Source organism: Caballeronia catudaia, from assembly GCF_001544755.2.
Taxonomy (GTDB): domain Bacteria; phylum Pseudomonadota; class Gammaproteobacteria; order Burkholderiales; family Burkholderiaceae; genus Caballeronia; species Caballeronia catudaia.
Genome location: NZ_FCOF02000011.1, coordinates 171,237 through 194,035, shown reverse-complemented (window position 1 = coordinate 194,035; position 22,799 = coordinate 171,237). Strand labels below are relative to the sequence as shown.

General features: G+C 62.3%; 22 protein-coding genes and 2 pseudogenes. 7 read left to right on the top strand and 17 right to left on the bottom strand.

The window, feature by feature from the left end; translation table 11 throughout:
• Nucleotides 1–71: 71 nt before the first annotated feature.
• Nucleotides 72–257 (bottom strand): hypothetical protein, encoded by a 186-nt coding sequence (locus AWB75_RS37710; RefSeq protein ID WP_061124885.1) that lies wholly within the window; start codon nt 255–257, stop codon nt 72–74.
• A 101-nt stretch (nt 258–358) separates the two neighbouring features.
• Nucleotides 359–976 carry a hypothetical protein gene (locus AWB75_RS15140; protein ID WP_061124884.1) on the bottom strand — a complete coding sequence of 206 codons (618 nt, stop codon included), beginning with the start codon at nt 974–976 and terminating at the stop codon, nt 359–361.
• Nucleotides 977–1,489: 513 nt separating this feature from the next.
• Here AWB75_RS15140 and AWB75_RS15135 point away from each other — a divergent pair.
• Nucleotides 1,490–1,792 (top strand): annotated as a pseudogene (locus AWB75_RS15135) (TolC family protein); the annotation flags it as partial.
• A gap of 7 nt (nt 1,793–1,799) precedes the next feature.
• Here AWB75_RS15135 and AWB75_RS15130 read toward each other — a convergent pair.
• The 3 genes from AWB75_RS15130 to AWB75_RS15120 are packed head-to-tail and all read right to left on the bottom strand — an operon-like array spanning nt 1,800 to nt 3,729.
• On the bottom strand, nt 1,800–2,183 hold the full coding sequence (locus AWB75_RS15130; protein WP_061124882.1) for a nuclear transport factor 2 family protein: 384 nt from the start codon (nt 2,181–2,183) through the stop codon (nt 1,800–1,802).
• Nucleotides 2,184–2,216: 33 nt separating this feature from the next.
• Nucleotides 2,217–2,588: a DUF3331 domain-containing protein gene (locus AWB75_RS15125; RefSeq protein ID WP_061124881.1), complete on the bottom strand. Its 372-nt coding sequence runs from the start codon at nt 2,586–2,588 to the stop codon at nt 2,217–2,219.
• A 7-nt stretch (nt 2,589–2,595) separates the two neighbouring features.
• On the bottom strand, nt 2,596–3,729 hold the full coding sequence (locus AWB75_RS15120) for a porin (RefSeq protein ID WP_061124880.1): 1,134 nt from the start codon (nt 3,727–3,729) through the stop codon (nt 2,596–2,598).
• 423 nt (nt 3,730–4,152) lie between these two features.
• Here AWB75_RS15120 and AWB75_RS15115 point away from each other — a divergent pair, with 423 nt between their 5' ends.
• A complete protein-coding gene (locus AWB75_RS15115) occupies nt 4,153–4,707 on the top strand; it encodes a 4-hydroxylaminobenzoate lyase (RefSeq protein ID WP_061124879.1) in 555 nt (184 codons plus the stop codon).
• Between the two features lie 104 nt (nt 4,708–4,811).
• On the opposite strand, the gene AWB75_RS15110 is transcribed toward AWB75_RS15115, so the two are convergent.
• The gene (locus AWB75_RS15110; protein WP_235012110.1) at nt 4,812–5,249 is read right to left on the bottom strand and encodes a ProQ/FinO family protein; all 438 of its coding nucleotides are present in this window, start codon (nt 5,247–5,249) and stop codon (nt 4,812–4,814) included.
• Between AWB75_RS15110 and AWB75_RS38495 the strand changes: the two genes are divergently transcribed.
• Nucleotides 5,160–5,582, top strand: coding sequence for a hypothetical protein (locus AWB75_RS38495; protein WP_235012111.1), 423 nt, complete (start codon nt 5,160–5,162; stop codon nt 5,580–5,582). The two genes, AWB75_RS15110 and AWB75_RS38495, sit on opposite strands and share 90 nt — an antisense overlap.
• A gap of 35 nt (nt 5,583–5,617) precedes the next feature.
• Here AWB75_RS38495 and AWB75_RS15105 read toward each other — a convergent pair whose 3' ends face one another.
• The 7 genes from AWB75_RS15105 to AWB75_RS15075 all read right to left on the bottom strand — a co-directional run bounded on the left by AWB75_RS15105 (nt 5,618) and on the right by AWB75_RS15075 (nt 13,330).
• Nucleotides 5,618–6,976 carry an MFS transporter gene (locus tag AWB75_RS15105; protein ID WP_061124878.1) on the bottom strand — a complete coding sequence of 453 codons (1,359 nt, stop codon included), beginning with the start codon at nt 6,974–6,976 and terminating at the stop codon, nt 5,618–5,620.
• 236 nt (nt 6,977–7,212) lie between these two features.
• A complete protein-coding gene (locus AWB75_RS15100) occupies nt 7,213–8,187 on the bottom strand; it encodes a LysR substrate-binding domain-containing protein (protein ID WP_061124877.1) in 975 nt (324 codons plus the stop codon).
• A gap of 4 nt (nt 8,188–8,191) precedes the next feature.
• A complete protein-coding gene (locus AWB75_RS15095) occupies nt 8,192–8,941 on the bottom strand; it encodes a gamma-glutamyl-gamma-aminobutyrate hydrolase family protein (protein ID WP_061124876.1) in 750 nt (249 codons plus the stop codon).
• The gene (locus AWB75_RS15090) at nt 8,938–10,161 is read right to left on the bottom strand and encodes an NAD(P)/FAD-dependent oxidoreductase (protein ID WP_087086628.1); all 1,224 of its coding nucleotides are present in this window, start codon (nt 10,159–10,161) and stop codon (nt 8,938–8,940) included. Before AWB75_RS15090 ends, AWB75_RS15095 begins: the two co-directional genes overlap by 4 nt.
• A gap of 4 nt (nt 10,162–10,165) precedes the next feature.
• Nucleotides 10,166–10,489, bottom strand: a complete 324-nt coding sequence (locus tag AWB75_RS15085; RefSeq protein WP_061124875.1) for a 2Fe-2S iron-sulfur cluster-binding protein — start codon at nt 10,487–10,489, stop codon at nt 10,166–10,168.
• A 26-nt stretch (nt 10,490–10,515) separates the two neighbouring features.
• Nucleotides 10,516–11,952, bottom strand: a complete 1,437-nt coding sequence (locus tag AWB75_RS15080; RefSeq protein ID WP_061124908.1) for a glutamine synthetase family protein — start codon at nt 11,950–11,952, stop codon at nt 10,516–10,518.
• A gap of 61 nt (nt 11,953–12,013) precedes the next feature.
• Complete coding sequence (locus AWB75_RS15075; RefSeq protein WP_061124874.1) at nt 12,014–13,330, bottom strand: aromatic ring-hydroxylating dioxygenase subunit alpha; 1,317 nt, start codon at nt 13,328–13,330, stop codon at nt 12,014–12,016.
• 329 nt (nt 13,331–13,659) lie between these two features.
• Here AWB75_RS15075 and AWB75_RS15070 point away from each other — a divergent pair, with 329 nt between their 5' ends.
• Nucleotides 13,660–14,391, top strand: a complete 732-nt coding sequence (locus AWB75_RS15070) for a GntR family transcriptional regulator (RefSeq protein WP_061124873.1) — start codon at nt 13,660–13,662, stop codon at nt 14,389–14,391.
• Here the strand turns inward: AWB75_RS15070 and AWB75_RS15065 are convergent.
• On the bottom strand, nt 14,386–15,021 hold the full coding sequence (locus tag AWB75_RS15065; RefSeq protein ID WP_061124872.1) for a TetR/AcrR family transcriptional regulator: 636 nt from the start codon (nt 15,019–15,021) through the stop codon (nt 14,386–14,388). The genes AWB75_RS15070 and AWB75_RS15065 overlap by 6 nt on opposite strands.
• Nucleotides 15,022–15,107: 86 nt before the next feature.
• On the opposite strand from AWB75_RS15065, the gene AWB75_RS15060 reads away from it, so the two are divergent.
• Nucleotides 15,108–16,223: an MBL fold metallo-hydrolase gene (locus tag AWB75_RS15060; RefSeq protein ID WP_061124871.1), complete on the top strand. Its 1,116-nt coding sequence runs from the start codon at nt 15,108–15,110 to the stop codon at nt 16,221–16,223.
• Nucleotides 16,224–16,500: 277 nt separating this feature from the next.
• On the opposite strand, the gene AWB75_RS15055 is transcribed toward AWB75_RS15060, so the two are convergent.
• Both AWB75_RS15055 and AWB75_RS15050 read right to left on the bottom strand, forming a co-directional pair.
• Nucleotides 16,501–17,361 carry an NmrA family NAD(P)-binding protein gene (locus AWB75_RS15055; protein ID WP_061124870.1) on the bottom strand — a complete coding sequence of 287 codons (861 nt, stop codon included), beginning with the start codon at nt 17,359–17,361 and terminating at the stop codon, nt 16,501–16,503.
• 137 nt (nt 17,362–17,498) lie between these two features.
• Nucleotides 17,499–17,765, bottom strand: a pseudogene (locus AWB75_RS15050) (DUF4142 domain-containing protein); the annotation flags it as partial.
• A gap of 202 nt (nt 17,766–17,967) precedes the next feature.
• Here AWB75_RS15050 and AWB75_RS15045 point away from each other — a divergent pair.
• Both AWB75_RS15045 and AWB75_RS15040 read left to right on the top strand, forming a co-directional pair.
• Nucleotides 17,968–20,709 (top strand): MGH1-like glycoside hydrolase domain-containing protein, encoded by a 2,742-nt coding sequence (locus tag AWB75_RS15045; RefSeq protein WP_061124868.1) that lies wholly within the window; start codon nt 17,968–17,970, stop codon nt 20,707–20,709.
• Nucleotides 20,710–20,777: 68 nt separating this feature from the next.
• Nucleotides 20,778–21,224, top strand: coding sequence for a universal stress protein (locus AWB75_RS15040; protein WP_061124867.1), 447 nt, complete (start codon nt 20,778–20,780; stop codon nt 21,222–21,224).
• Between the two features lie 7 nt (nt 21,225–21,231).
• Here the strand turns inward: AWB75_RS15040 and AWB75_RS15035 are convergent, their stop codons facing one another.
• Nucleotides 21,232–22,689, bottom strand: a complete 1,458-nt coding sequence (locus AWB75_RS15035) for an NAD-dependent succinate-semialdehyde dehydrogenase (protein ID WP_061124907.1) — start codon at nt 22,687–22,689, stop codon at nt 21,232–21,234.
• Nucleotides 22,690–22,799 lie beyond the last annotated feature (110 nt).

Genomic DNA, 22,799 nt, shown 5'->3' with positions numbered 1-22,799 from the left:
AAGCGCAAATCGATCATCGCCGCATGTTGGAAACAAGCCGAGCTCTGGTGATGTCATGACTTACGTAAGTCTCAATAGAACGATGAAACCGTATCGCCCCATTTCTCGATGATGGCGTTCAGCTCCGTCACCGAGCCATTGCGCGCGGCCAATCGCGTCGGCGGTAAAGAGCCGTATAGCTGGCATCTGATCAGCGCGGACGGCGAGCCGGTCTCGTCGAGCTCGGGTTTCGCGCTGTTGCCCGATTTCGCGATCACGTCATCGCCGGAATTGAGTCATGTATTCGTGGTCGCGAGTATCGGCGTACGCCCGGACAGGAACGCGCCGCGAGCGATACGCGTTGAGGCATCGTCGCGATCTATCCCGCATCGCCCCCGCTGATCGCCGATTGCATGCTCTTCAATAGCTTCGTCAGATAGCGAAGCAAGCCCACCGTATCGCCGAATTCGATGAAGCCGGGCCGCACGCCATCGCTGAAAAGCAGCGTGCCGTCGAGCGCCGGTTCGACGATCAGGCCGGCGTAAGCGGCGTGCGGCATGTATTCATCCGCGGGAATGCTGAAGGTGTTGCCGTTCACGGCGGCGTCGCGCAGACGCATGAGAAATTGCACTTCGGGCGCGCGTGAAGCGGAAAGCCGATGAATATCGAAGTATTCGGCGACAGCCAGAATCGCGTTCGTGCATGGGACGATCAGCGCGAAGGCAATGCGCTTCTCGGCAGTGTCGAACGATGGCCACGACAGCGCGTCTTCCGGCGACGGGCCTTTCATCGGCGTGCCGTCTTCGCTATGCGTGTGCGCTTCCGGATGCGAACGCTTGCGCGCCAATAGTGGCACCGCTTTCGCGAAGTCGGGCGGCGGCGCGCCGCGATCGATCCAGTCGGACAACAGGCTCGCGTAGGCGAAGAGCGTCGTCAGTTGCGCTTCGATGAACGCGACACCGACTCTGCACGCGTCGGGATGTTTAGTTTCGGGCATGGCGTCTCCTTCCGATGTTGGCTTTGGGGTTCGCTACGCAATGATTGCGCCAGTTCGAAGTGGGTCTGAGGAATAGACAGTTAGTTGCGTCAAGGTGCTAAGACTCAAACGCCCCGTGTGTGACAAGTATGTGGAACCAATGCTACAAATCGGTCCGGGAAATTTACCGACACCGATCGCCGCCGCGGTCTTCTGGGCGAACTGGACGCATACGAAGTTCGATCCGATCACGGCCGGATCGGTCCGTTCGGCATCGGCGCTGCGTACACCAAGATTCGCTTCCCGAATGGCGCGACGCCGGCTTTCAGCGTGAGCATCGCGAACGTGAACTCGCTGGGCCTGCGCGACCGTCGAAGCTGAACAACTATGAAGTCGGCGGAAGGTACACGCATGACGCTCTTGAAGCCGTCCTCATGCCCGGGCGCCGTAAGCCCACGACCATCGACGACCAGTCTTGCGCCCGCCGCGACGCCCGCTTCGATACCCGGTTACCTTCGTCGCAGATGGAAACGATTGCTCGAAGCGTGGCGCGAGGTCGACGATTCGCTGCTCGTCTACGATGCGGAACAGCGCCGGCGTAACCGGCTCGCTTCTGCAGTCGCGTTGAATCGGCGCGGGCTCGGCATCGCGCAACAACGATACAAGGCCGGAGCGCTCGACTACCTGGATGTGCTCAACGTCCAGAAGCAACTGCTCGACGCACAGGGCCAGCTCGAACCAAGCAAGGCGAACGCCGCGGAAAATCTCGTCGCGTCATGCAAGTCACTCGGCGGCGGGTGGGAGACGATCTATGCCAATGATTTCGCCGGCCGTTAAACACCCCTCACGCAATCCGCTTAACCCATTGGCTGCGCCAGGCCGGCGCCTCGAAGGCTTCCGAGAAATATTGAGTCTCGTGAACGACCTTGCCGTCGTGGAACTTCATGATGCTTACCGTATAAGCTGTACGCCCCTCATACGCGATGGTGTATTCCGTAATCCAGAGATTGCCGGCGCCTTGCATTCGCCTGACTTCGAAGCCCGATGGTTTATCCGGATGATGACCGCGCAACTGTTGCAAATTGAATCGTCCGTGGATGCGCTCGTTCGATTGCGGATAGTCGCAGATGGCATCGTCCTCGTAGATGTCATGTTCCGCATCGAGATCGCCATCCGCCGATGCGCGCCAGTGAGCATCCAGTGCTTCACGTATCGTGTGTTCGTTCATGGCCCACCTCCGTATGCATACGCTTCTGGATAGTCATGAGGATACACGCGTTGAAGTACGACGAAGGCTCGCCGCCGCGATCATCGCGCCGGCGTTGCCTGGCTGCGTCAAGCCCTTGCGCGGGCTGAACACTTCATCGCCTGCCTCGATCGGCAGCCCCGTCAGCACGCACGTTCCTGCGATGCGCGCGCATCTCACGCGCCATGTTTGATAACCGTAGTGACCCGTGATTGCGTCGCACCATGACACGGTGAGCGTACGCGTCGTCGGCTTGTCCAGCACGCGCACCACAGGCTCACTGCGGCCGTCCCAGCATCGCGCCGCATAGCATGTGAGCCGTGCTTCGTGCGCGCCCTTTCCGATATCCTCCACGGTTCTGAGCCATGCATCGTTGTGCTTGTCCATCTTTCGATCAGAACGAATGCCTCACGCCGACGATCGCGCCCAGTTGCCCGATGCCCGCCGCGGGTGTCGTGCCGCCGCCGCCCGCGCTCACTGAGAAGCGCGCGTTAGCGCTGTTCCACAGATACGCGACGTTGCCATACACGGCGGTTCGCTTCGACAGGAAGTAAGTCGCGCGCAAACTCGCCAGCGTGGCGCGCGTGTCGTGTTGCTGGACGATCACGCGATAACCTTCGCCATCGATCGCCACTGCGGGCGTCACGAAGTACTGCGCGCCCAGATAGAAAAGGTTCGAGCGCACGCTGCCGTCCGCTGCGTCCGACGCCACCCGACGGCCGATCCATCCGCCGCCGATCTTCACGCCCATCACGTTCACATAGCCGTTGGCCTGCAGACGCGCGTCCTTGTCGCCGCTGGAGGCGATGGCAAAAGGCGCGACGCCGTCGAAGAAATTCGCGCGCGCGTTCATGCCGCCGTGTTGCTCGTCGTAAGCCGTGGCGACGCCGAAATACGTGCCGTCGTATTTGAGCATCGCGCTCCATTCGCGGCATTGGCTTGCGTCGCCGGGCACCGGTCCGAAGCACGTGCCCTGCCCCGGGGAATTGCCGGTCCCGGTGCTGTCGCGGCCGAACGAATATGATCCGCCTACCGTCACGCCATAAAACTTGCCCTTGTACGCGATGGTGTTATCGCTTCGTCCGTTCGGGATGAACGCATCCAGCGCGCCGATGCCGTAGATGTCCGGACCGAGGATATCGGCGTCGAGCATGGCCCAGTACGTCATCGTGTATTGACGCCCGAACGACAGCGTGCCCCACGGTCCTTCCAGACCGACGAACGCTTGTCTGCCGAACAGCCGCCCGCCCTGGCCCGAGTCGCCCGCGCGCACGTTGAATCCGCTTTCGAGCACGAATACTGCCTTCAGCGCCGCGCCCAGATCTTCGACGCCGCGCATGCCCCAGCGCGACGGCACTTCGCCCGTAATGCCGGGCATGCGCACCACAGCATCTCCCGCCGCGTTTGCATGCGATACGTATTCGACGCCCGTGTCCATCACGCCATATAGCGTGACGCTGCTTTGCGCGAATGCGGAAGCACTGCACAACGCTGCTGCGATCGATACCGCGATCCGGCCATGTTTCATGAACGCTCCTGTGTCTCCGTATATTCGTTTGGATGACGAATCTTTTGCCGATGGATTAAACTATCGCAGCGAGCTTAGAGACTGGGCGTGAGACCGGCAACGGCGAATGAAAGCATTCCCGTCGATTGTTAAACCGGCCGAAAGACGATGTTGCTTTCCATGTGCGCGTTTGGACGCGTTCTCTTTCTTCGAAGACGCAATTACGGAGAAAAAGCACCACGAAATGGCCGGCACGCATCGCGCGTGAAAGGTATTCAATCGCTTCTTGAACCGGATCGATGCATCGCCTGCCGTTCATATCGGCATCGCGCGGCTTGCACGGCGTTCATGTTTTCCTTGCAGCAACTTCGCTTCTGACGCGCGAATCCATATGGCATCTTGGGCGCACGCGTGAATCGACACGCAAGCCAAGGAGAAGAAGCGATGTCCCCGAATCAAGCCACACGAACCAGCAAGGAAGAACTCGTCGCGCGATGCCTGCCCTTTCTCGAAGAGGTCAGGGACATGACGACGGACACGAACGTCGAGCAATGGCTCAACACGAAATACGGCGTCGATAGCGCGCTGTACAAGGATCTGGCGCGGCTGATCAGGCAGGGCGTCGAAGAAGGATGGGCCGCGGATGTCGAGATCGCCGGACCGCGATACCGGCGCGCGCGGCTCGTCGCACCGTGTCCGGAAACCTTCTACTTCAGCATCACGGCCGTTTTGATGGACAGTACCGGCAACCAGCAGAACAATCCCGAAGGCAGTTTTCGCGGGGATTATCACGCGCATCCGTACGGCGAGTTCAACATGGTCGTGCCGCTCGATGAAGGCGCGGCGCTCGCCGGTCCGAACGGATGGTGTCATGGCGGCTGGACCGCGCCCGCGCCGGGAAGTCATCACTATCCGGAAGCAAAGGGCGGCGCGGTGATCGCGCTGTTTTTTCTGCCCGCGGGACGGATCGCTTACGACATCCAGCCGCCCCGGCATTGAGATAGTTGTCGCATGCTCGCGCGCGCCAGCATGCGCAAACAAAAAGCAAAAACAAAAGCCGCGCGTCAGTCGAACTGCGCGCGGCGTATTGCGAAACTTGCGGCTTATTTGCTGGCTTCTTTGCTTGATTCTTTGCTGGCTTCTTTGCTTGATTCTTTGCTTGATTCTTTGCTTGATTCTTTGCTTGATTCTTTGCTTGATTCTTTGCTGGCTTCTTCGTCCGGCTGCTTGCCCGGTTCCGCGGGTTTCGGCGACGAAGCCGCACGCGCCGCGCGGTTCGTTTCCAGATACACCGCGCGCGCCGCATCCGCCGACGACACTTCACCCGCACTGCCGCCCGCGAGATCGATTCGCGGCGCGCCTTCGACGAGGCTCGTCCAATAGCGGTTGCCTCGGCACCACACCTTGATCGCGCTGCGCAGTTCCCGCTCGTTCAGACCGAGTTCTTCCGCGTGCTTCATCAGATCCTCGAAGATGCCGACCTTCAGCGGCACCTTCGGCGCGGGATTCTTTGGGAAAGCGAGCGGAAAGCGCTTTTGCAGCTTGCCTATCGTATGTACGACAGGATCGACCGGTTTCGACGCAGTTTCCGGCTTCGGCTGACGCGCCGCTTTCGGCGCAACGCCCGTTTTCGGCTGCGGCGTTGGTTTCGACGGCGCTGCCGCTGCCGGCGCCGGACGCCGCGCGCGTGGCGCCTTTTTCTTTGCTGCTTCGTTTGCAGCCTGTTTCGCGAGTTGCTTTTTCAGTCCGGCGAGTTGTTCGAAGCCCATCACATCGTGCCCGTGGAAAAACGTTGCGCAATTTTACCAGCCTCCGATGACGGGTTCCCGCAGGGTTATCGCGCATTCGAGCCGCCGCCGTTTATTCGAGCATGAACGTTCGGAAATCGTCGGCGGCTCGTATGGCGTCGTCAATGCGCGAGCGGCAGCTTATCCGCGACTTCGGGGACGACGCGTCGGCTCGCCACCTGCTTGAGCAGCAAGGCGATGCACGAGGCCGCGCCCGCCATCGCCACCACGGTGAAGATGCCGGAGAAACTCATCTGTTGCCGCGACAACTCCGCGACCAGAAACGAGCCCGCGATGCCGCCGAAGCGCCCGACGCCCAGCATCCACGCGACGCCCGTGCCGCGCCCCGAGGTCGGATAGAACGCCGCCGCGAGCGCGGGCATGGATGCCTGCGCGGTGTTCACGAGCACGCCGGCGACGAAGACCGCGCACACCAGGAGGCCGACATTGCCGATCGCCTGTCCGATCGCGCACACGCTCACCGCGCCGAACGCATACGCGGCCGCCACGACGCCGTTGGGATTGAAGCGGTCCATCAGCAAGCCGCACAGCACCGCGCCCGCGCCGCCGAGCGGAAAGAGCGCGGACACCAGCGCCGCGCGCTGCGGGGTCAGTCCGGCGTCCCTGAGCAGCACCGGCATCCAGTTGATCAGGCCATAGAAGATGACGAGGCCCATGAAGTAGCACAGCCACAACATCATCGAGCCGAAGATATACGAGCGCGACAGCACGACACGCGCTCCACCCGCGCCCGCTTCCCGCGCGACGCCCTCGCGCATCACGAACGATTCCGCCGATGCGGCCTGCGGCGCGATGCGCGCCAGCACCTTCCGGATACGCTCGACGGGCTTCTTTTTCGACACCATGTACTGCATCGATTCCGGCAACGCGAGCACGAGCATCACCGTCAACAGCATCGGCACCGCGCCGCCGAAATGCAGCACGGTGCGCCAGCCGAATTGCGGCACGATCCAGGCCGCGAGAAATCCGCCGAACGCCGCGCCGAGCGGAAAGCCGCAAAACATCAGATTGACAATGGTCGCGCGCCGGCCGTTCGGGCAGAACTCGCTCATCAGCGTGACCGCATTGGGCATCGCGGCGCCGAGTCCCACGCCGGTCACGAAGCGCAGCGCGGTCAGTTCCGTGAGATCGCGCGCATAGCCTGAAACGAGGCACGCCAGGCCGAATATCAGCACGGCCGCGATCAGCACGCCGCGTCTGCCCCAGCGGTCCGCGAGCGGTCCTGACAACACCGCGCCGCATGCGAGCCCGAAGAGCGCCGCGCTCAGCACGGGCGCCAGAGCCGCTTTACTCAGGTGCCATTCGCCGACGAGCGAAGGCGCGATGAAGCCAATCGCGGCGGTATCGAAGCCATCCATCAGCACGATCACGAAGCACATCGCGAAGACGAGCCATTGATAGCGTGAAAAGCGGTGCGCGTTGATGAGCGCCTGAACATCGACGACTTTTGTCTCTTCCATGACATCCTCTCTTATCGACGGGCGCCCAGATTAAGAGCGCATATCCGGGCAAACAACCCGGCAAGTTACGAACGAGCAGCATCCAGCGCGAGCGAGCGCCTTGCGACGCCGTTCGCGATGTCACCTTTTCGAATGAAAAAGCCCTTGTTTCAGGGACTTTCGACGACGTTCACGCGTTCGCGCTCAGGGGCGCGAACGCAGTGAATCCTTTGCATGACGCTGTTGAAGGCCGCGCATCAGCGGCATCGCACTTGCCGCGATACGTCAATGAGTTGCTGCCTGAGCCATTGCAGCCCGGGATCGGCATCGTTGCGTTCGTGCCAGACGGCGCGCACGGTCGCATCGGGACACGCGTAAGGCGTCGCACGCATGTTCAACTCGCCATTGCGCGCGAGTTCGCGGCCAAGCGACGACGGCACCAGCGCGAGCATGTCGCTATGACGCAGCAGCGCGGGAATCGCGAGCGAATGCGCGACGGCCATGCGCACGCGCGGCACGTCCGCATAATCGGCGAAGCCACGATTGAGCGCTTCGCGGTCGAACATTTCCGACTGCCGCGCAAGTCCCCGCTCGACGATGAAGCCGCTCACCGCGCCCTCTTCCTCGCCGCCCTGCGAAACCGCGACGAGCGGATACGTCAGCAGATCATCGTGTGTGATCGGCCGGTCCGCGGCGGGATGCTCGCGATTGAGCAGCAGCACGTCGGTCTGTTCCCAGACATCGATCGAGCGGAAACGTCGCGGCATGTCGGCGAAAATGCCGATCGCCACATCGATGCGCCCCACGTCGATCTGGCCCGCGAGATCGAGCCGCGTGGACGGCCTGACGACGATATCCACGAGCGGTGCTTCAGCGCGCAAGCGCTGGCTGAGCCGCCCGAGCAAGAGCGCCGTGATGTAGTCGTTGGCGGCCAGCACGAACGTGCGTTGCGCGACGGACGGATCGAACTTGTCGACGCCGAGCGCCGCCTTGATCTGCGCGAGCGCGCCGCGCACCTGCGCCGCCATCGCGAGCGCGCGCACGGTGGGCTCCATGCCGCGGCCGGTGCGCACGAAGAGATCGTCGCCGAGTACGTCGCGCATGCGTCCGAGCGCGTGACTGATCGCCGATTGACTGAGATTCAGGCGCTTGCCCGCGAGCGCGAGATTGCGATCTTCGAAGATTGCGTCGAAGACTCGCAGCAAGTTGAGATCGATGCGATCGGCCGACATGGCATCAGACTCCCTCTCGCGTGGCGTAGCGCCTGCAACTCGCGCCGAACGATTCGAACAGCGCACGCGAAAGCGCATCGCCCGCGACCATCGCTTCGGGATGCCATTGCACGCCGAGCGCGAACGCGTGGCCGTCTAGACGAATCGCTTCGATCAACCCGTCCGGCGCGCGAGCCTCGACAGCGAGAGGCGGTGCAAGCTGCGCCACGCCCTGACGATGCAGCGAATTCACCTGCACACGCCGTGCGCCGCCTGCGAGCATTGATAACGCGCCGTCATCGACGAGTTCGATTTCATGCCGATAGCGATAGCGCGTGAGCGGGTCTTCGTTCAGGTTCTCCAGATGATCTTCCGAATGTCCCGACGCATGAATGTCCGGGTGCAAGGTGCCGCCGAACGCGACGTTCATCTCCTGAAAGCCGCGGCAAATGCCGAGAAACGGCATGCCACGTTCCGCCGCGCCGCGCATCAGTTCAAGCGCGACGTGATCGCGGTCTGGATCGACGAGCATGTCCGCGTCGGGCACGCCGCCGTATAACCGCGATTCGACATTCGACGCGCCGCCCGGAAATAGCAGGCCGTTCACGCCATCGAGATAATCGACGACCGACTCGACATCACGCGATGCGGGAATCAGCACGGGACTGACCTGCGCGCACGTCATCAACGCGCGGACATAACTTTGCTTCGCACTATGCAAGTCGTGCTCGCCGACAAAAAAGCGGTCGCACACAACCCCTACCAACGGCTTCATTGCATGACTCCTTTCAGATCGAACGCCGCATCTTCCGCTTCATGGGGAGCCACACGCGCGCCGTTCGCGAGCAGCTTGCGCGCGAGCATGTGTTCCTGCGGGCGATTGATGCTGTCCACCGCGATCAATGCGTCGTCGCGAAAGTAGAAGACCGAGAACTTCTTCTCTTCGACGCTGCCGCGCAGCGCATGATGCGTAAAGCCCGTGTTGACGCCCGCCATCTGCAGCTTGAGATCGAACTGATCGGACCAGAACCACGGCACCGCGCGATACGGCTGCGGCCGTCCCGCAATCGCGAGCGCCGCGATCTTCGCCATATCGTTTGCATTCTGCACCGACTCCACGCGGCACGCGCGCGCGTCCACGGACCAATGCGGCACGAACGCGGCGCAATCGCCCGCGGCAACGATAGCCGGATCGCTCGTGCGCGCATGTTCATCGACGACGATGCCGCCCGCCACCGCCAAGCCGCATTCCGCCGCGAGCTCCGTATTCGGTATCACGCCGATGCCGACCACGACGAGATCGCAGGGCAAGTGCGTATCGTCATCGAGCACGACGGTCACCGCATCGAGAAGCGGCCGCAGCGCGACGACCTTGCGCCCGAACGCGAACGCGACGCCGTTCTCCGCATGCGCGCGCTGCATGTATGCCGACATCCACGGCGACGCGACCCGCGCGAGCAAGCGCGGCTCCGTTTCGACGACGGTCACGTCGATGCCCTTCTGACGCAGCGAAGCCGCCGCTTCGAGACCGATATAGCCGCCACCGATCACCACCGCACGCCGCGCCGCGCATGCGCTTTGCGCGAGACGGCGCGCATCGCGCAGATCGCGCAGATAATGCACGGCATCGAGCGTCGCGCCGGGACAATCGAGCTTGCGCACGCGCGCGCCCGTCGTCAGCGCGAGATGGTCATACGCGATGCGCGCGCCGTTTTGCAGCTCGACTTCACGGCGCGCGCGATCGATATGCGTTGCGCGCATCGACGGCATCCATTCGATCTTCTCTTCGTCGAAGAAGGCTTGCGAGCGCAAGGGCAAGCGCGCTTCATTCAAGCTGCCGGTGAGAAAGCCCTTCGACAAGGGCGGGCGCTGATAAGGCGCGTCGGGTTCATCGCCGATGAGCACGATGCGTCCGTCGAAGCCGGATTCGCGCGCGGCCGCCGCGAGCTGGACACCCGCGTACGATGCGCCGACGATCACGAGCGAGCGATTCATGGTTTCACCCTTGTCTTTGCGGAATCTGCACGACGAGACCGCTCAACGCGGCGCTCATCACGAGTTGGCAACTAAGACGGCTTTCAGGACGCCGCTCCGCTGCAACGCCACCGAGCAATTCGAGTTCCGAGTCATCGGGCGATGGCAAATCTGCCGTCGATGATGCATCAATATAAACATGACACGTCGCGCACGAAAGACAGCCGCCGCATTCGGCATCGATGCCGCGCACGTTGTTGTGAATCGCGGCTTCCATCACGCTCGTGCCGTCGGGCACGTCGATGTCGCGCCGCTCGCCGTCGCGCAGGATATAGGTAACCTTAGGCATATCGTTTCTCCTTTGTGAGCGCGCCGTCAGAACGCGTCGAAATATTCGCGGTGTTCCCACTCGGTGACTTCGAGATTGAAGCGATCGATCTCCGCCTGCTTCAGCTTGCAGAAGTAATCGACGAACGCGCTGCCGAAGCCTTCGCGCAGGCATTCGTCGGCGCTCAAGGCATCGAGTGCATCGTTCAATGTGCGCGGCAAGGGTTCGGCTTGCGTTTCATAGGGTGTATCGGCGGACGGCGGCAATTCGAGCTTGCGTCGAATGCCGTCGAGACCGGAGATGACTTGCGAGCCGAAATACAGATACGGGTTTGCAGTCGGCTCGCCGACGCGGTTCTCGATACGGCTCGCCGGATCGTTCGCGCCGCCGAGCACGCGCAGCATCACGCCGCGGTTATCGCGTCCCCAGATCGCGCGATCGGGCGCGTTCGAATAAGGGCGATAGCGCCGATAACCGTTGATGGTCGGCGTCGATAACGACGTCGCACCTTGCGCATGCGCGAGCAGGCCCGCGAGATAGCGCTGCCCGGTCATCGAAAGCGGTTGCGAATCATCGTCGGGCATGAATGCGTTCGTACCGTCGCTCGCGTGCACGAGCGACTGATGCAGGTGCCATCCGCTCGACACGACATTCGGAATGCGCGGGCGGCACATGAACGTCGCGTGATAGCCGTTGCGCTGGCAGATCTGCTTGACCGCGCTGCGAAAGAGCACCATGTCGTCGGCGCTCTTGATGCCCTTCGTCGGCGCGAACGTGAACTCGAACTGGCTCGGGCCGTACTCGACTTCCAGCGAACGGACATCCAGGTTGAGTCCTTCCATATTGCGCCGGAGCAGTTCCATCACGTCATCGACGGCGTCATAGCGCAACTCCGTCAGATATTGATAACCGTGCGATAGCAATTCGATATCGGGCGGCAGGCCAGGCTGGCCCGAATGCTCGGGTTTCATATGCGGATCGGTGACCTTGAAGACATGAAACTCCACTTCGAGGCCCGACACGAAGTCATAACCGTGATTCGAAAGTTGATCGAGCGCGCGGCGAAACAAATGCCGCGTGCTGAACGGCACCGGCAGGCCGTTGGCGAAATGCACATCGCACAGCACCCATCCCGTATGCGGCGCCCACGGCAACACGCGAAACGTTTCGGGGTCGGCGACCATCAGCGTGTCGCATGCACCCTGCATCTCGGGCATGCCGAAGCCGCCGCCCGTCGTGAACACCGGAAACACCGTGCGATGCGAGGTGTCCTTGGCGAACAGCGTCGTCGTCAGCGTGACGCCGCTTTTCATCGCCTTGATCGCTTCGTCGACGACGAGCGTCTTGCCGCGCAGCAAGCCGTGCTGATCGGGAAAGGAGAAGCGCACCACCTTCACATCGCTTTTCTTCAGACGCTCGACGAGCCCGGCATACGCGGCGTGCTGGGCGTCCGTCCACAAACCATGAGTCTCTACGAAAGACATATCCATTCCGCGCGGCGACGTGATGCGCCGCGCGCTCCGTTCAGGTTGCGGGTCGGTTCGTTCAGGCCTTCGGCGCGGGCCACGGCGCATTCACGCGGCGCTTCACGTCCGATTCTTTCCAGTACTCGTCCCAACGGTCCGCGGGTCCGATACCGTCGATCGACGCCGGTCCTGTCAGATGCGCGGCTTCTTCTTCGTCGATCAGCATCAGCGTCTTTTCGCCCGCCTGCGTCTTCTCGATTGCCTCGACGAGCAAGCGGCGATACGCGATGATTCCCTTGTCCGTCGTGCCGAGATGCTCGCGCGTTCGGTCCTGAATCGCGCCTTGCGATTCGACGGCCCATTGATCGTGCACGTTGATGTCGAAGCCCATGCCCGTGTAGGTCTCGCTCGACTGCTCGCGCGGATCGAAGCCGTAGTTGTTGCGCTTGTTCTTGCGCGACGTGTAATCGGGCAGTTCGTACAGTTCGAGCCGCTGCTCGCGCATCTGCGCCTTGTCGGTGGGCGCGCCGAAGCTCGTGAAAACCGCATACCAGTAGCAGTTTTCATCGTCGACGGGCACGTGCCATTGCGTGATCGTCATCTCCGAGCTCATCGGAATCACGAAGGCTTGCGGGAACACGACATTGGTCACGCGCACGTGCGTGTTCGCATCGTCGAGCACGCGCTTCGCAATGAGACGCAGGCCGTAGTCCGCCGCGCTGACGAGAATCTCCGGCGATTCGAACTCGCGCAGCACCTTCGTGATCGGCATGTTCGAATCCGCCGACGCGCCGCGGAACTGCTTGCCATAACTTTCGCTCACGTCCTCGTCCTCGAAGAAGCGATGCAGAAACGACGCATGCGCCGGATCGATGCCCACTTCGAGCGCTTGCAGCCAGTTGCATTCGAAGAGGCCCTTGAACGCGAAGGTGTACGCATCGGGCGCGGCGAAACAATCGAAGTTCGGAAACGCGGGCGGCGCATCCTTGCCGATATAGCCGAACAGAATGCCGCTCTTCTCGACGACCGGATACGCCGACTGACGCACCTTGTTGCACAACGTGCTGCCGACGGGTTCGCCCGGCGTCGAGAGGCAGCGCCCGCTGGCGTCGAAGAGCCAGCCGTGGAATGCGCAGCGCAGTCCGCCGCCTTCGAGACGTCCCGCCGCGAGATCGGCGCCGCGATGCGGGCAATCGCGATCGAGCATGCCGTAACGACCCGCTTCGTCCTTGAATACGACGAAATCCTGACCCATCAGGCGCACGGCCTTCACCGGACGTTCGGCGGGCAGCTCGTCCACTAGCGCGACCGGTTGCCAGTACCGGCGAAGCAACTGACCTGCGGGCGTGCCCTTGCTGACACGGGTGATCGTCTCGTTTTGCTGCGAACTCATCATGGCTTTGTCTCCAGTTCAGATGTATTCACGCGACTCGGCGTTGTATGCAGTCGAGCGTTGTCTTGAGATGGAGAATAGGCTTTCGAGTGCAAATTTACAAACGATGTATGCAGCACGTTCGTGCGAAGATCCTAATTCTATCCATTTATCTTATTGTTTTTGTTGACATTATATCCTTTTATCAAGACTTACCCTTATACGAGCGGTAAGGCCGATACAGGGCCGATTGCATACATGAAAAAACATTTCTCCCAGTGACCGCCGCAACAGCAAGCACAAGACGCGCGGTATCGCCTAGAATCGTCGACAGCGGCGAACGGAGAGAAAGCATGGAAACCCAGCAAGAACGCGTATTGGTCTACCTGCGCGACCTGATCCTGAAAGGCGAATTCGCGCCCGGCGAACGTCTTGGAGAAGTCGCGCTCGCCGAGCGGCTGAAGGCGTCGCGCACGCCGGTGCGGCTCGCGCTCACCACGCTGGAACAGGAAGGTCTGGTCGAACCGTCGCCGGCGGGCGGCTATGTGATGCGGCGCATCACCGCCGCCGAAATCGCCGATGCGATCGCGGTTCGCGGTCATCTCGAAGGCATGGCCGCACGCCTGGTCGCGGAGCATGGCGTGCCGCGTCAGCTATCGAATGCGCTGGCGGAATGTTTGCGCGCAGGCGACCGGCTGCTCGCGAAGTCCGAGCTCGATCTCGACGACTACGCCGCCTACACCGACATGAACAACCGCTTCCACAAGCTGATCGTCGAGGGATCGGGCAACGCGGCGCTGATGCGCGCCATCGACATGAACAATCGCCTGCCATTCGCCGCCGCGAGCGCGATGCTGCCGATGCAGTCCGCCATCGAGGAAGGACGGCAGTGGCTTTTCATGGCGCATCAGCAGCATCACAGTCTCGTCGATGCGCTGGAGCGCGGCGAAGGCACGCGCGCGCAGGCGCTTGCCACCGAGCACGTGCAGATCGCGCAGAAGAATCTCGCTTATGCGCTGGAACGTCCGGAAGATTGCATGAAGCTCGCGCCCGCGTTGCAGCTCGTGGCGGAAGCCGTTCTATAGGCGTTTCGGCGTAGCGCGTTCATAACGCGCGAGGAACATGTCGGCGGCCGCTTCCGCCACTCTCTTCTGCTCGTTCTTCGTGAGCGGCGGCTGGCCCATCGTCACTTGTGGCCAGAAGGCGAATCCCTTCACGATGCCATGCAACTGTTGCCCGGCGAAAACCGGGTCCGTGATGGCGAGACGGCCATCGGCGGCGGCCTTCCTGATCCACGCGGTCACGTCTTCCTCGCGCTCGCCGATGCGCGCCACCATATCGCGCGCGCGCTCAGGCGAATGAATGCCCGCCGCGATCGCCACGCGCGCGAGCGACAGAAAAGCATCGTCATTCATGAGACGCAACTTGCGCGTCAGCAAGGCGAGCAATTGCGCGCGCAGCGGTTCATCGGCGCTATAGAACTCTGTATCGCCGGTCGCGCTCGCATCCCACAGACGATGCAATATCGCGGCGAACAACGCTTCCTTGCTCTCGAAGTGGTTGTAAACCGTGCGTTTCGACACACCCGCGCGCGCGGCGATGCGGTCCATGCTCGTCGCGTCGTAGCCCGCCGCGATGAACTCCTCCACGGCCGCGTCCACGATCGCGGCGCGCTTCCGGTCGGTCAGGCGCTGGGGAATGTCGTTCGATTTCATGCGGCGATTTTACACCGGTCAGTTTACTTTGATCTCGAAATTAAACTACACTGTCCAGTCTACTTTCTGCGCAGAGTTCACGTCCCATGACTTCGATTGCCGATCGCATCAGCCGTGCCCTGGGTTTCGCCGCTGCAAAACGCGGACGTGCGTTGTCGAGCGCGTCGCCGCAACATGACGGCGCGCGCTTTCGCAACGTGAAGCCGCGGCCCGTCGAAGGCTTCGGCAAGACCTTGCGCATCATCTGGAACGTGCTGCTCAACAAGCCGCGCAGTACCGTGCCCGCGCAGGCGCCCATCGTCGATACGCTCACGCTCGCGCAGCTCGATGCCGCACCCGATCGCAGTCTCTATCGACTCGGTCATTCGACGATGCTGTTCAAGCTGCGCGGCGAATACTGGCTGACGGACCCGGTTTTCGGCGAGCGTGCGTCGCCGTTCAAGCGGCTCGGACCGAAGCGCTTTCACGCGCCGCCCATCGCGCTCGACGACCTGCCGCCGTTGCGAGGCGTGATCCTGTCGCACGATCACTACGATCATCTCGATCGCGACACCGTGCTCGCGCTAGCCGCGACGACACAGGTCTTTCTGACGCCGCTCGGCGTCGGCGACAGACTGATCGAATGGGGCATCGACGCCGCGAAAGTTCGTCAGCTCGACTGGTGGCAGAGCGCGCAGATCGATGGTCTCTCGTTCACCGCGACACCGGCGCAGCACTTCTCCGGCCGCAGTCTCTTCGATGGCAACAGCACGTTGTGGGCGTCGTGGGTCATCGTCGACGATGCGTTGCGCGTGTTCTTCAGCGGCGACACCGGTTACTTCGACGGCTTCAGGACGATCGGCGAGCGCCTCGGCCCGTTCGACGTCGCGCTGATCGAAACCGGCGCCTACGATGCGCAATGGCCGTATGTCCATATGCAGCCCGAGGAGACGGTGCAGGCGCATATCGATTTGCGTGGACGCTGGCTCGTGCCGATACACAACGGCACGTTCGATCTCGCAATGCATCCGTGGCAGGAGCCGTTCGAGCGCGTGACGGGGCTGGCGCTCGCGCGCGGCGTTGCCGTAGCGACACCGCGCATGGGAGAACGGCTCGATCTGGAAGCGCCGCATCGCGGGGAGCGGTGGTGGCGTGAAGTCGCCGATGAAGAGAAATCGGCCTCGTGGCGCTTGTGTGCGTCACGCGCGCAAGGCGCAAAGTAACGCGCTGCGCTTTCCTCAACTGCTCTTCCCTTACTTGAGCCGCGCACGATGCGCGGCCACCTTTCGATGCAACCCTTCGCGCGTGTTTTCGTTCGACGAGATTCACGAAGCGCATCGCGTCATGGAAGCGAACGCGGCGATTGGCAAAGAGATCGCGGAGTTGATGGCCTTCCTCGTCTCGCCCGCCGCGAAATGGATGACGGGCAGCACGCTGAGGATAGACGAATGAAGCCTGCACGAACTGATGATTTCGCATGTCCGCGATATCGCCTGACGCCTAGCGCGCGACGAGCTTGCGGATCACATCGACGAGCGGCGTCGTGCCCTTCACGATATCTTCGCTGCGGCCTTCGAAATCGATCCAGCCCTCGTTGAAGCCGTCGAGCATGCGGATACGCGGCATCGGATGCTGCATGCCCTGGCTCGCGAACAGCGGCTCCCAGGATTCGCGCGGCACTGCCTGAGCGCGCACGGGTTTGCCGAGCACTTGCGAGAATGCGGCGGCGATGTCGTCAGGGCTCGTGCGCCGCGGTCCCTCCAGTTCGACGACGCGTGCGCCGGCCCAGTCTTCGTGCAAGAGCTTCGCCGCGAGACGGCCAATGTCATCGGTGGCGATCATCGGAATCGCGCGATCGAGCGGTTGCAGGAAGGATCGAACGATGCCTTCGTTGCGCGCGGCATCGACGTCCCATGCGCAGTTCTCCATGAACCAGCCGGGGCGAAGGAACGTAACCGGGATCGCTTGCTTGCGAAGCGCGTCTTCCAGCAGCGTGCGCTGCGTCAGAAGATTGCTTTGCGTCGCCTGAGCGCCGATCGTCGAGAGGCACACGATCTTGCGCGGCTTTGCGCGTGCAATGGCGGCGATGATGGCAGCGATCACGCCGCGCGCTTCGGGAAAGCCGGGCGCGGGATCGAATTCCGGCGGCGGCAGCAGGAACACGCCTTGTGCGCCTTCGAACGCGCTGGCGAGCGCATCGGCATCGGTCATATTGGCGAGCGCGACATCACAACCGCGCGCCGCCCAGTGCGCGCCCTTCTTCTCATCGCGCACGACCGCGCGCACGGGCTTGCCTTGCTGCAACAGCGCGTCGGCGAGCGCGCCGCCGACTTGTCCGGTGATGCCAGTGATGACGTACATGGTCCGACTCCTCATGCAATTCGTTTGACTGCGACGGAGTGGATGTTAGAGCGCGGACCGATGCGAAAAAATGGCTTCCTGGTTATGTGATTGATGACGCGATGTCATTGATCGCGCCGTAATGATGCTGGAACATCTCAATGCCCCGGCCCGTTCTGTTCGATGCAACTCAGCACGAGCGTACTGTTCACACCGGCTTCGGGGCTGAGCATCGCGGTGTGAAATTCGCTGTCGGCGCCCTGCTTGAGGCTTTGTGCCGTGGGGTTATCTTCGGGTGTCACGTTGAGCTTCTTCACGAGATCGGTTGCGGCCTTGTTGACGCCGCTATGATCGGTGACCATCTGCTGCGCGAACGCCTTGAGGTCCTTCGATTTCGTCTTCAACTCGGCGAGCTTGCCCGCATCGCATAAGGCGCGACGCTCGCGAGGGCGAGCGCCACGGCGCATGCGATATGAATTCGTTTCATGCGAATCTTCGGGCTTTGGTTGCGGATACCGGCTTGGATGTCACGGCTAAAATCCGCGTTCCCGAATCGATGCAATGGCGCTTATCATCGGAAGACCGCGCATCGAACGTAATGGATGGTCATCCCGGACCGGAGGTTGCATGCCACCGCTACGCGCAATCCATCTGCTGCAAACGAAAGAAGGCGCCCGCCTGCACGGGGCCGAGCTCGACCACTGGCGCCGCTGGGGACCGTATCTGAGCGAACGTCAATGGGGCACGGTCCGCGAGGATTACAGCGAATACGGCACCGCCTGGGACTATTTTCCGCACGACCATGCGCGTAGCCGCATGTATCGCTGGGGCGAGGACGGCATCGCCGGCTTCGGCAACGATCCGCTCGACTGGTGTGTGTCGCTCGCGCTGTGGAACGGGCGCGATCCGATCATCAAGGAGCGGCTCTTCGGGCTGACGAACGAGCAAGGCAATCACGGCGAGGATGTGAAGGAGCTGTACTTCTATCTCGACGGCACGCCGACGCATTCCTACATGAAGATGCTGTACAAATACCCGCACGACGCGTATCCGTACCAGCAGCTCATCGACGAGAACAGGCGGCGCAGCCCCGAACTGCCGGAGTACGAAGTGCTCGACACGGGCGTGTTCGACGAATACCGCTACTTCGATATCTGCGTCGAGTATGCGAAGCACACGCCGGATGACATCGTGATGCGGGTCACCGTCGAAAACCGCGCGAATGAAAGCGCGACGCTCGATGTGCTGCCCCAGTTCTGGGCGCGCAACCGATGGACATGGTCGAGCAAATGGGGCAAGCCATCGCTGACGCTGGAGCAGGATGCGCGAGAAGGCGCGCGGGTGGTCGCGCACAATCCCTCGTCCGGCACCGTGATCGTCACGGCCGCGGCGCAGGCGCCGATCGAATGGATCTTCTGCGAAAACGAAACGAACGTTCGTCGCCTCTTCGGCATGGAGGGCGCGGGACCGTTCAAGGACGGCTTCAACGACTATCTCGTCGAAGGCGATGAACAGGCGATCCGCCGCGATCGCGGCACACGCGGCGCGGCACGTGTGCGCCTGGAACTCGCGCCTCATGAACGCTCGGTGATGTATCTGCGCTGGCGTCCCGCGTCCGTGTCGAACGATCCGCCGCTCGACATGGAACAGCTCGTCGCGCGTCGCGCGGCGGAGGCCGACGAGTTCTACTCGACACTGCAACACGATATCGCCGATGAAGACGCGCGCCTCGTGCAACGCCAGGCGCTCGCCGGCATGTTATGGACGAAGCAGTATTACCAGTTCGACGTCACGCGCTGGCACGACGGCGATCCGGGCCAGCCCACGCCGCCGAAAGGCCGCCGCCACGGACGCAATGCGGACTGGCGCCACATGTGCAACGGCGACATCGTGTCGATGCCGGACAAATGGGAATACCCGTGGTACGCGTCGTGGGACCTCGCGTTTCATGCGGTGGCGTTCGCGACCATCGATCCCGACTTCGCGAAGAAGCAGCTGATGTTGCTCGTCAAAGAGCGCTATATGCATCCGAACGGCCAATTGCCCGCGTATGAATGGGCCTTCGGCGACGCCAATCCGCCGGTTCACGCATGGGCGACATGGCGCGTGTACGAGCTCGATCGCGAGATGACAGGCATCGGCGATCACGCGTTCCTCGAAGTGATGTTCCACAAGCTGCTGCTCAATTTCGCGTGGTGGGTCAACCGCAAGGACGCCGACGATCGCAACATCTTTCAGGGCGGCTTTCTCGGACTCGACAACATCGGCATCTTCGACCGCTCGCAACCGCTGCCCACGGGCGGGCGCATCGATCAGGCCGATGGCACCGCATGGATGGCCTCGTATGCGCTCGATCTGATGCAGATCGGCCTCGAACTCGCGATGACGAACGAATCGTATGTCGAGATCGCGGTGAAGTTCTTCGAGCACTTTCTGTATATCGCCGAAGCGGTCAGTTGCGGCGAAGGCTGCAACACGGGCCTTTGGGATAAGCAGGACGAGTTCTTCTATGACTCGCTGCATCTTCCGAACGGCACGCGCGTGCCCATGCGCATTCGTTCGATCGTCGGGCTGATTCCGCTCTTCGCCGTTCACGTGCTCGAAGAGCGCGTCTATGGCGATCTGCCCGGACTGCGCGAACGGCTCGCGTGGTTTCTGGATCATCGTCCGAATCTGGCGAAGCTCGTATCGCGCTGGACCGAGCCCGGCAAGGGCAATACGACATTGCTGTCACTGTTGCGCGGGCATCGAATGAAAGCGCTGCTGCGCCGCACGCTCGATCAGAGTGAATTCCTGTCGGACTATGGCGTGCGGGCGTTGTCGCGCGTGCATTGCGGTACGCCGTATGTGTTCGATCACGAAGGCGTGCACGTCCGTATCCGGTATTTGCCCGCGGAATCGGACTCGCGCGTGTTCGGCGGCAATTCGAACTGGCGCGGACCGATATGGATGCCCGTGAATTATTTGCTGATCGAATCGCTTTACGAGTTTCATCGCTATTACGGCGATGAATTTCGCGTCGAGCATCCGACGGGATCGGGCAAATCGCTTTGCCTGAGCGAGATCGCCGACGATCTTTCGCGGCGCATCACCACGCTCTTCACGAAAGATGCGCAAGGCAAGCGCCCGGTGATGGCCGCGTATCCGCAATTGCAGGCGGACCCGCGCTCGCAGGATCTCATCCTCTTTCACGAGTATTTTCATGGCGACAACGGGCGCGGTGTCGGCGCTTCGCATCAGACGGGATGGAGCGGGCTCGTTGCGCTGCTGCTGCAGCCGCGACTGATGAAGTTATCGCACGTTGGGCCGGAAGCGCCCGTGATGACCGTGCGCCTGGACGAGGAAGCCGTGGCCGCGATGGGGCGTTAGCTCGCCTATACTGAGATTGTCGGTTCGCGTGTTTCTCTCTTGTCCGCAGAGGACCGGAGGACGTCATCATGTTCAGGCATCTGCTCGTTCCTACAGACGGCTCCGCGCTATCCGAAGCAGCGGTACGCATGGCGGTCGCACTAGCCAAGGAAAACGGCGCGCGCATCACCGGTCTTTACATGGTGCGGCCGTTTCATATGACCGTTTATAGCGCCGAGATGGTGGGCGCGCCTCAGGATGATTTGCAGTCGGTCGACAGGGCGCGCGCCGAGCAGTATCTCGACGGCTTGCGGTCGATCGCCGCCGAGGCAGGCGTGGAATGCGATACGGAAGCGCCCACCGGCGCGCATCCATACGAGGCAATTCTGGACGCCGCGAAGGCGCGGCACTGCGATCTCATCGTGATGGCGTCACATGGACACGGCGGGATTCGCGGGCTGTTGCTTGGAAGCGAAACGCAGAAGGTGTTGACGCATAGTCATTTGCCGATTCTGGTGGTGCGGCCGCCGGAGTGACGCACCCCTACCCCTCCAGATTTCCAAAGCAAACATACTTCGCTTCCAGATACTCCTCGACGCCCGACGACGCCCCTTCGCGCCCCATCCCCGATTCCTTGATCCCGCCGAACGGCGCGACCTCGTTGAACACGAGGCTGTCGTTCACGCCGACGACGCCGCATTCCAGCGCCTCCATCACCCTGAACGCGCGGCTGATGTCCGCCGTGTAGAAGTAAGCGGCAAGCCCGGTGCGTGTGTCGTTCGCGAGTGTGATGACGTCGTCCTCGTCTCTGAACTGGAGCACGCTCGCAATCGGACCGAGCACTTCGTCGCCGCACACGCTCATCGACGAATCGACGCCCGTCAGCACCGTCGGCCTGTAAAAGCGCGATCCGGGCGCGACGCGCGAGCCGCCAGCCGCGACCGTCGCGCCGAGCTTCACCGCTTCATCGACGAGACTTTCGACGTGCGCCACCGCCGCCTCGCTGATGAGCGGCCCGATCTGGGCGCCCTCGTCCAGCCCGTCGCTCACCCTCAGCAACGCGACGCGCGAGACGAGTTTCGCGACGAAACTTTCATACACGTCTTCATGCACGAAGAAACGGTTCGCACACATCGCGGCCTGGCCCGAGTGACGAAACCGCGCATCGAGCGCGCCTTTGACAGCCAGGTCGATGTCCGCATCGCCGAACACGATGAAAGGACAGTTCGCGCCCAGTTCGAGCGACATCTTCTTGACCGTAGGCGCGCACAAGGTCATCAGCCGCTTGCCTTCGTCGATGGAACCGGTGAACGACACCTTCCTCACATCGGGACTCGCGAGCAGCGTGCTCCGGATCGGCTCGCCCTCGCCCGTCAGCACGGAGAGCACGCCGCGCGGCAAGCCGGCATTCTCGCCGAGCACGCACAGCGCGAGCGCCGAAAAGGGTGTCCGGGGATCGGGATGATGAACGACCGTGCAGCCCGCCGCGAGCGCCGCGCCGACCCGCCGCGCGACCATCGACGACGGAAAGGTCCATGACGTGATCGCGCCGCACACGCCTATCGGCTGATGCAGCACACGGATGCGCTGGTTACGGCGTGGCGCGGGAATGTTATCGCCATAGATGCGTCGCGCCTCCTCCGCGAACCAGTCCAGATAGTTCGCGGCCTGCGTGATTTCGGAACGCGCTTCGTGAAGCGGCTTGCCTTGCTCGCTGCAAAGGATGATGGCGAGATCGTCGCGATGATGTTCGACGAGACGCCCCCACTCGCGCAGAACCGATGCGCGCTCGCGGCTGCTCCAGCTCCGCCAGTCCTGCAAGGCCGCGTTCGCGCATTCGATCGCTTCGGCCACCTGTTCCGGCGTGACTTGCGGCACGCTGCCGAGGACTTCTCCCGTCGATGGATTAGTGACGGGCACGCGCGGCAGTGATGTGTTGTCGGCCCACGCGCCGCCGATATACGCCGATTGCTCGAAAAGACTCGGGCACTGCAGTTTCATGGCTCGCTCCATGCGTTCGTGCATTCCGGTTGCATCGAGCTTAACGCATTTTTTCGGCCATTCGATAACGCTGGGCTTCGCTGTCGTATCAGTGCTGCGGCATGTCGCGC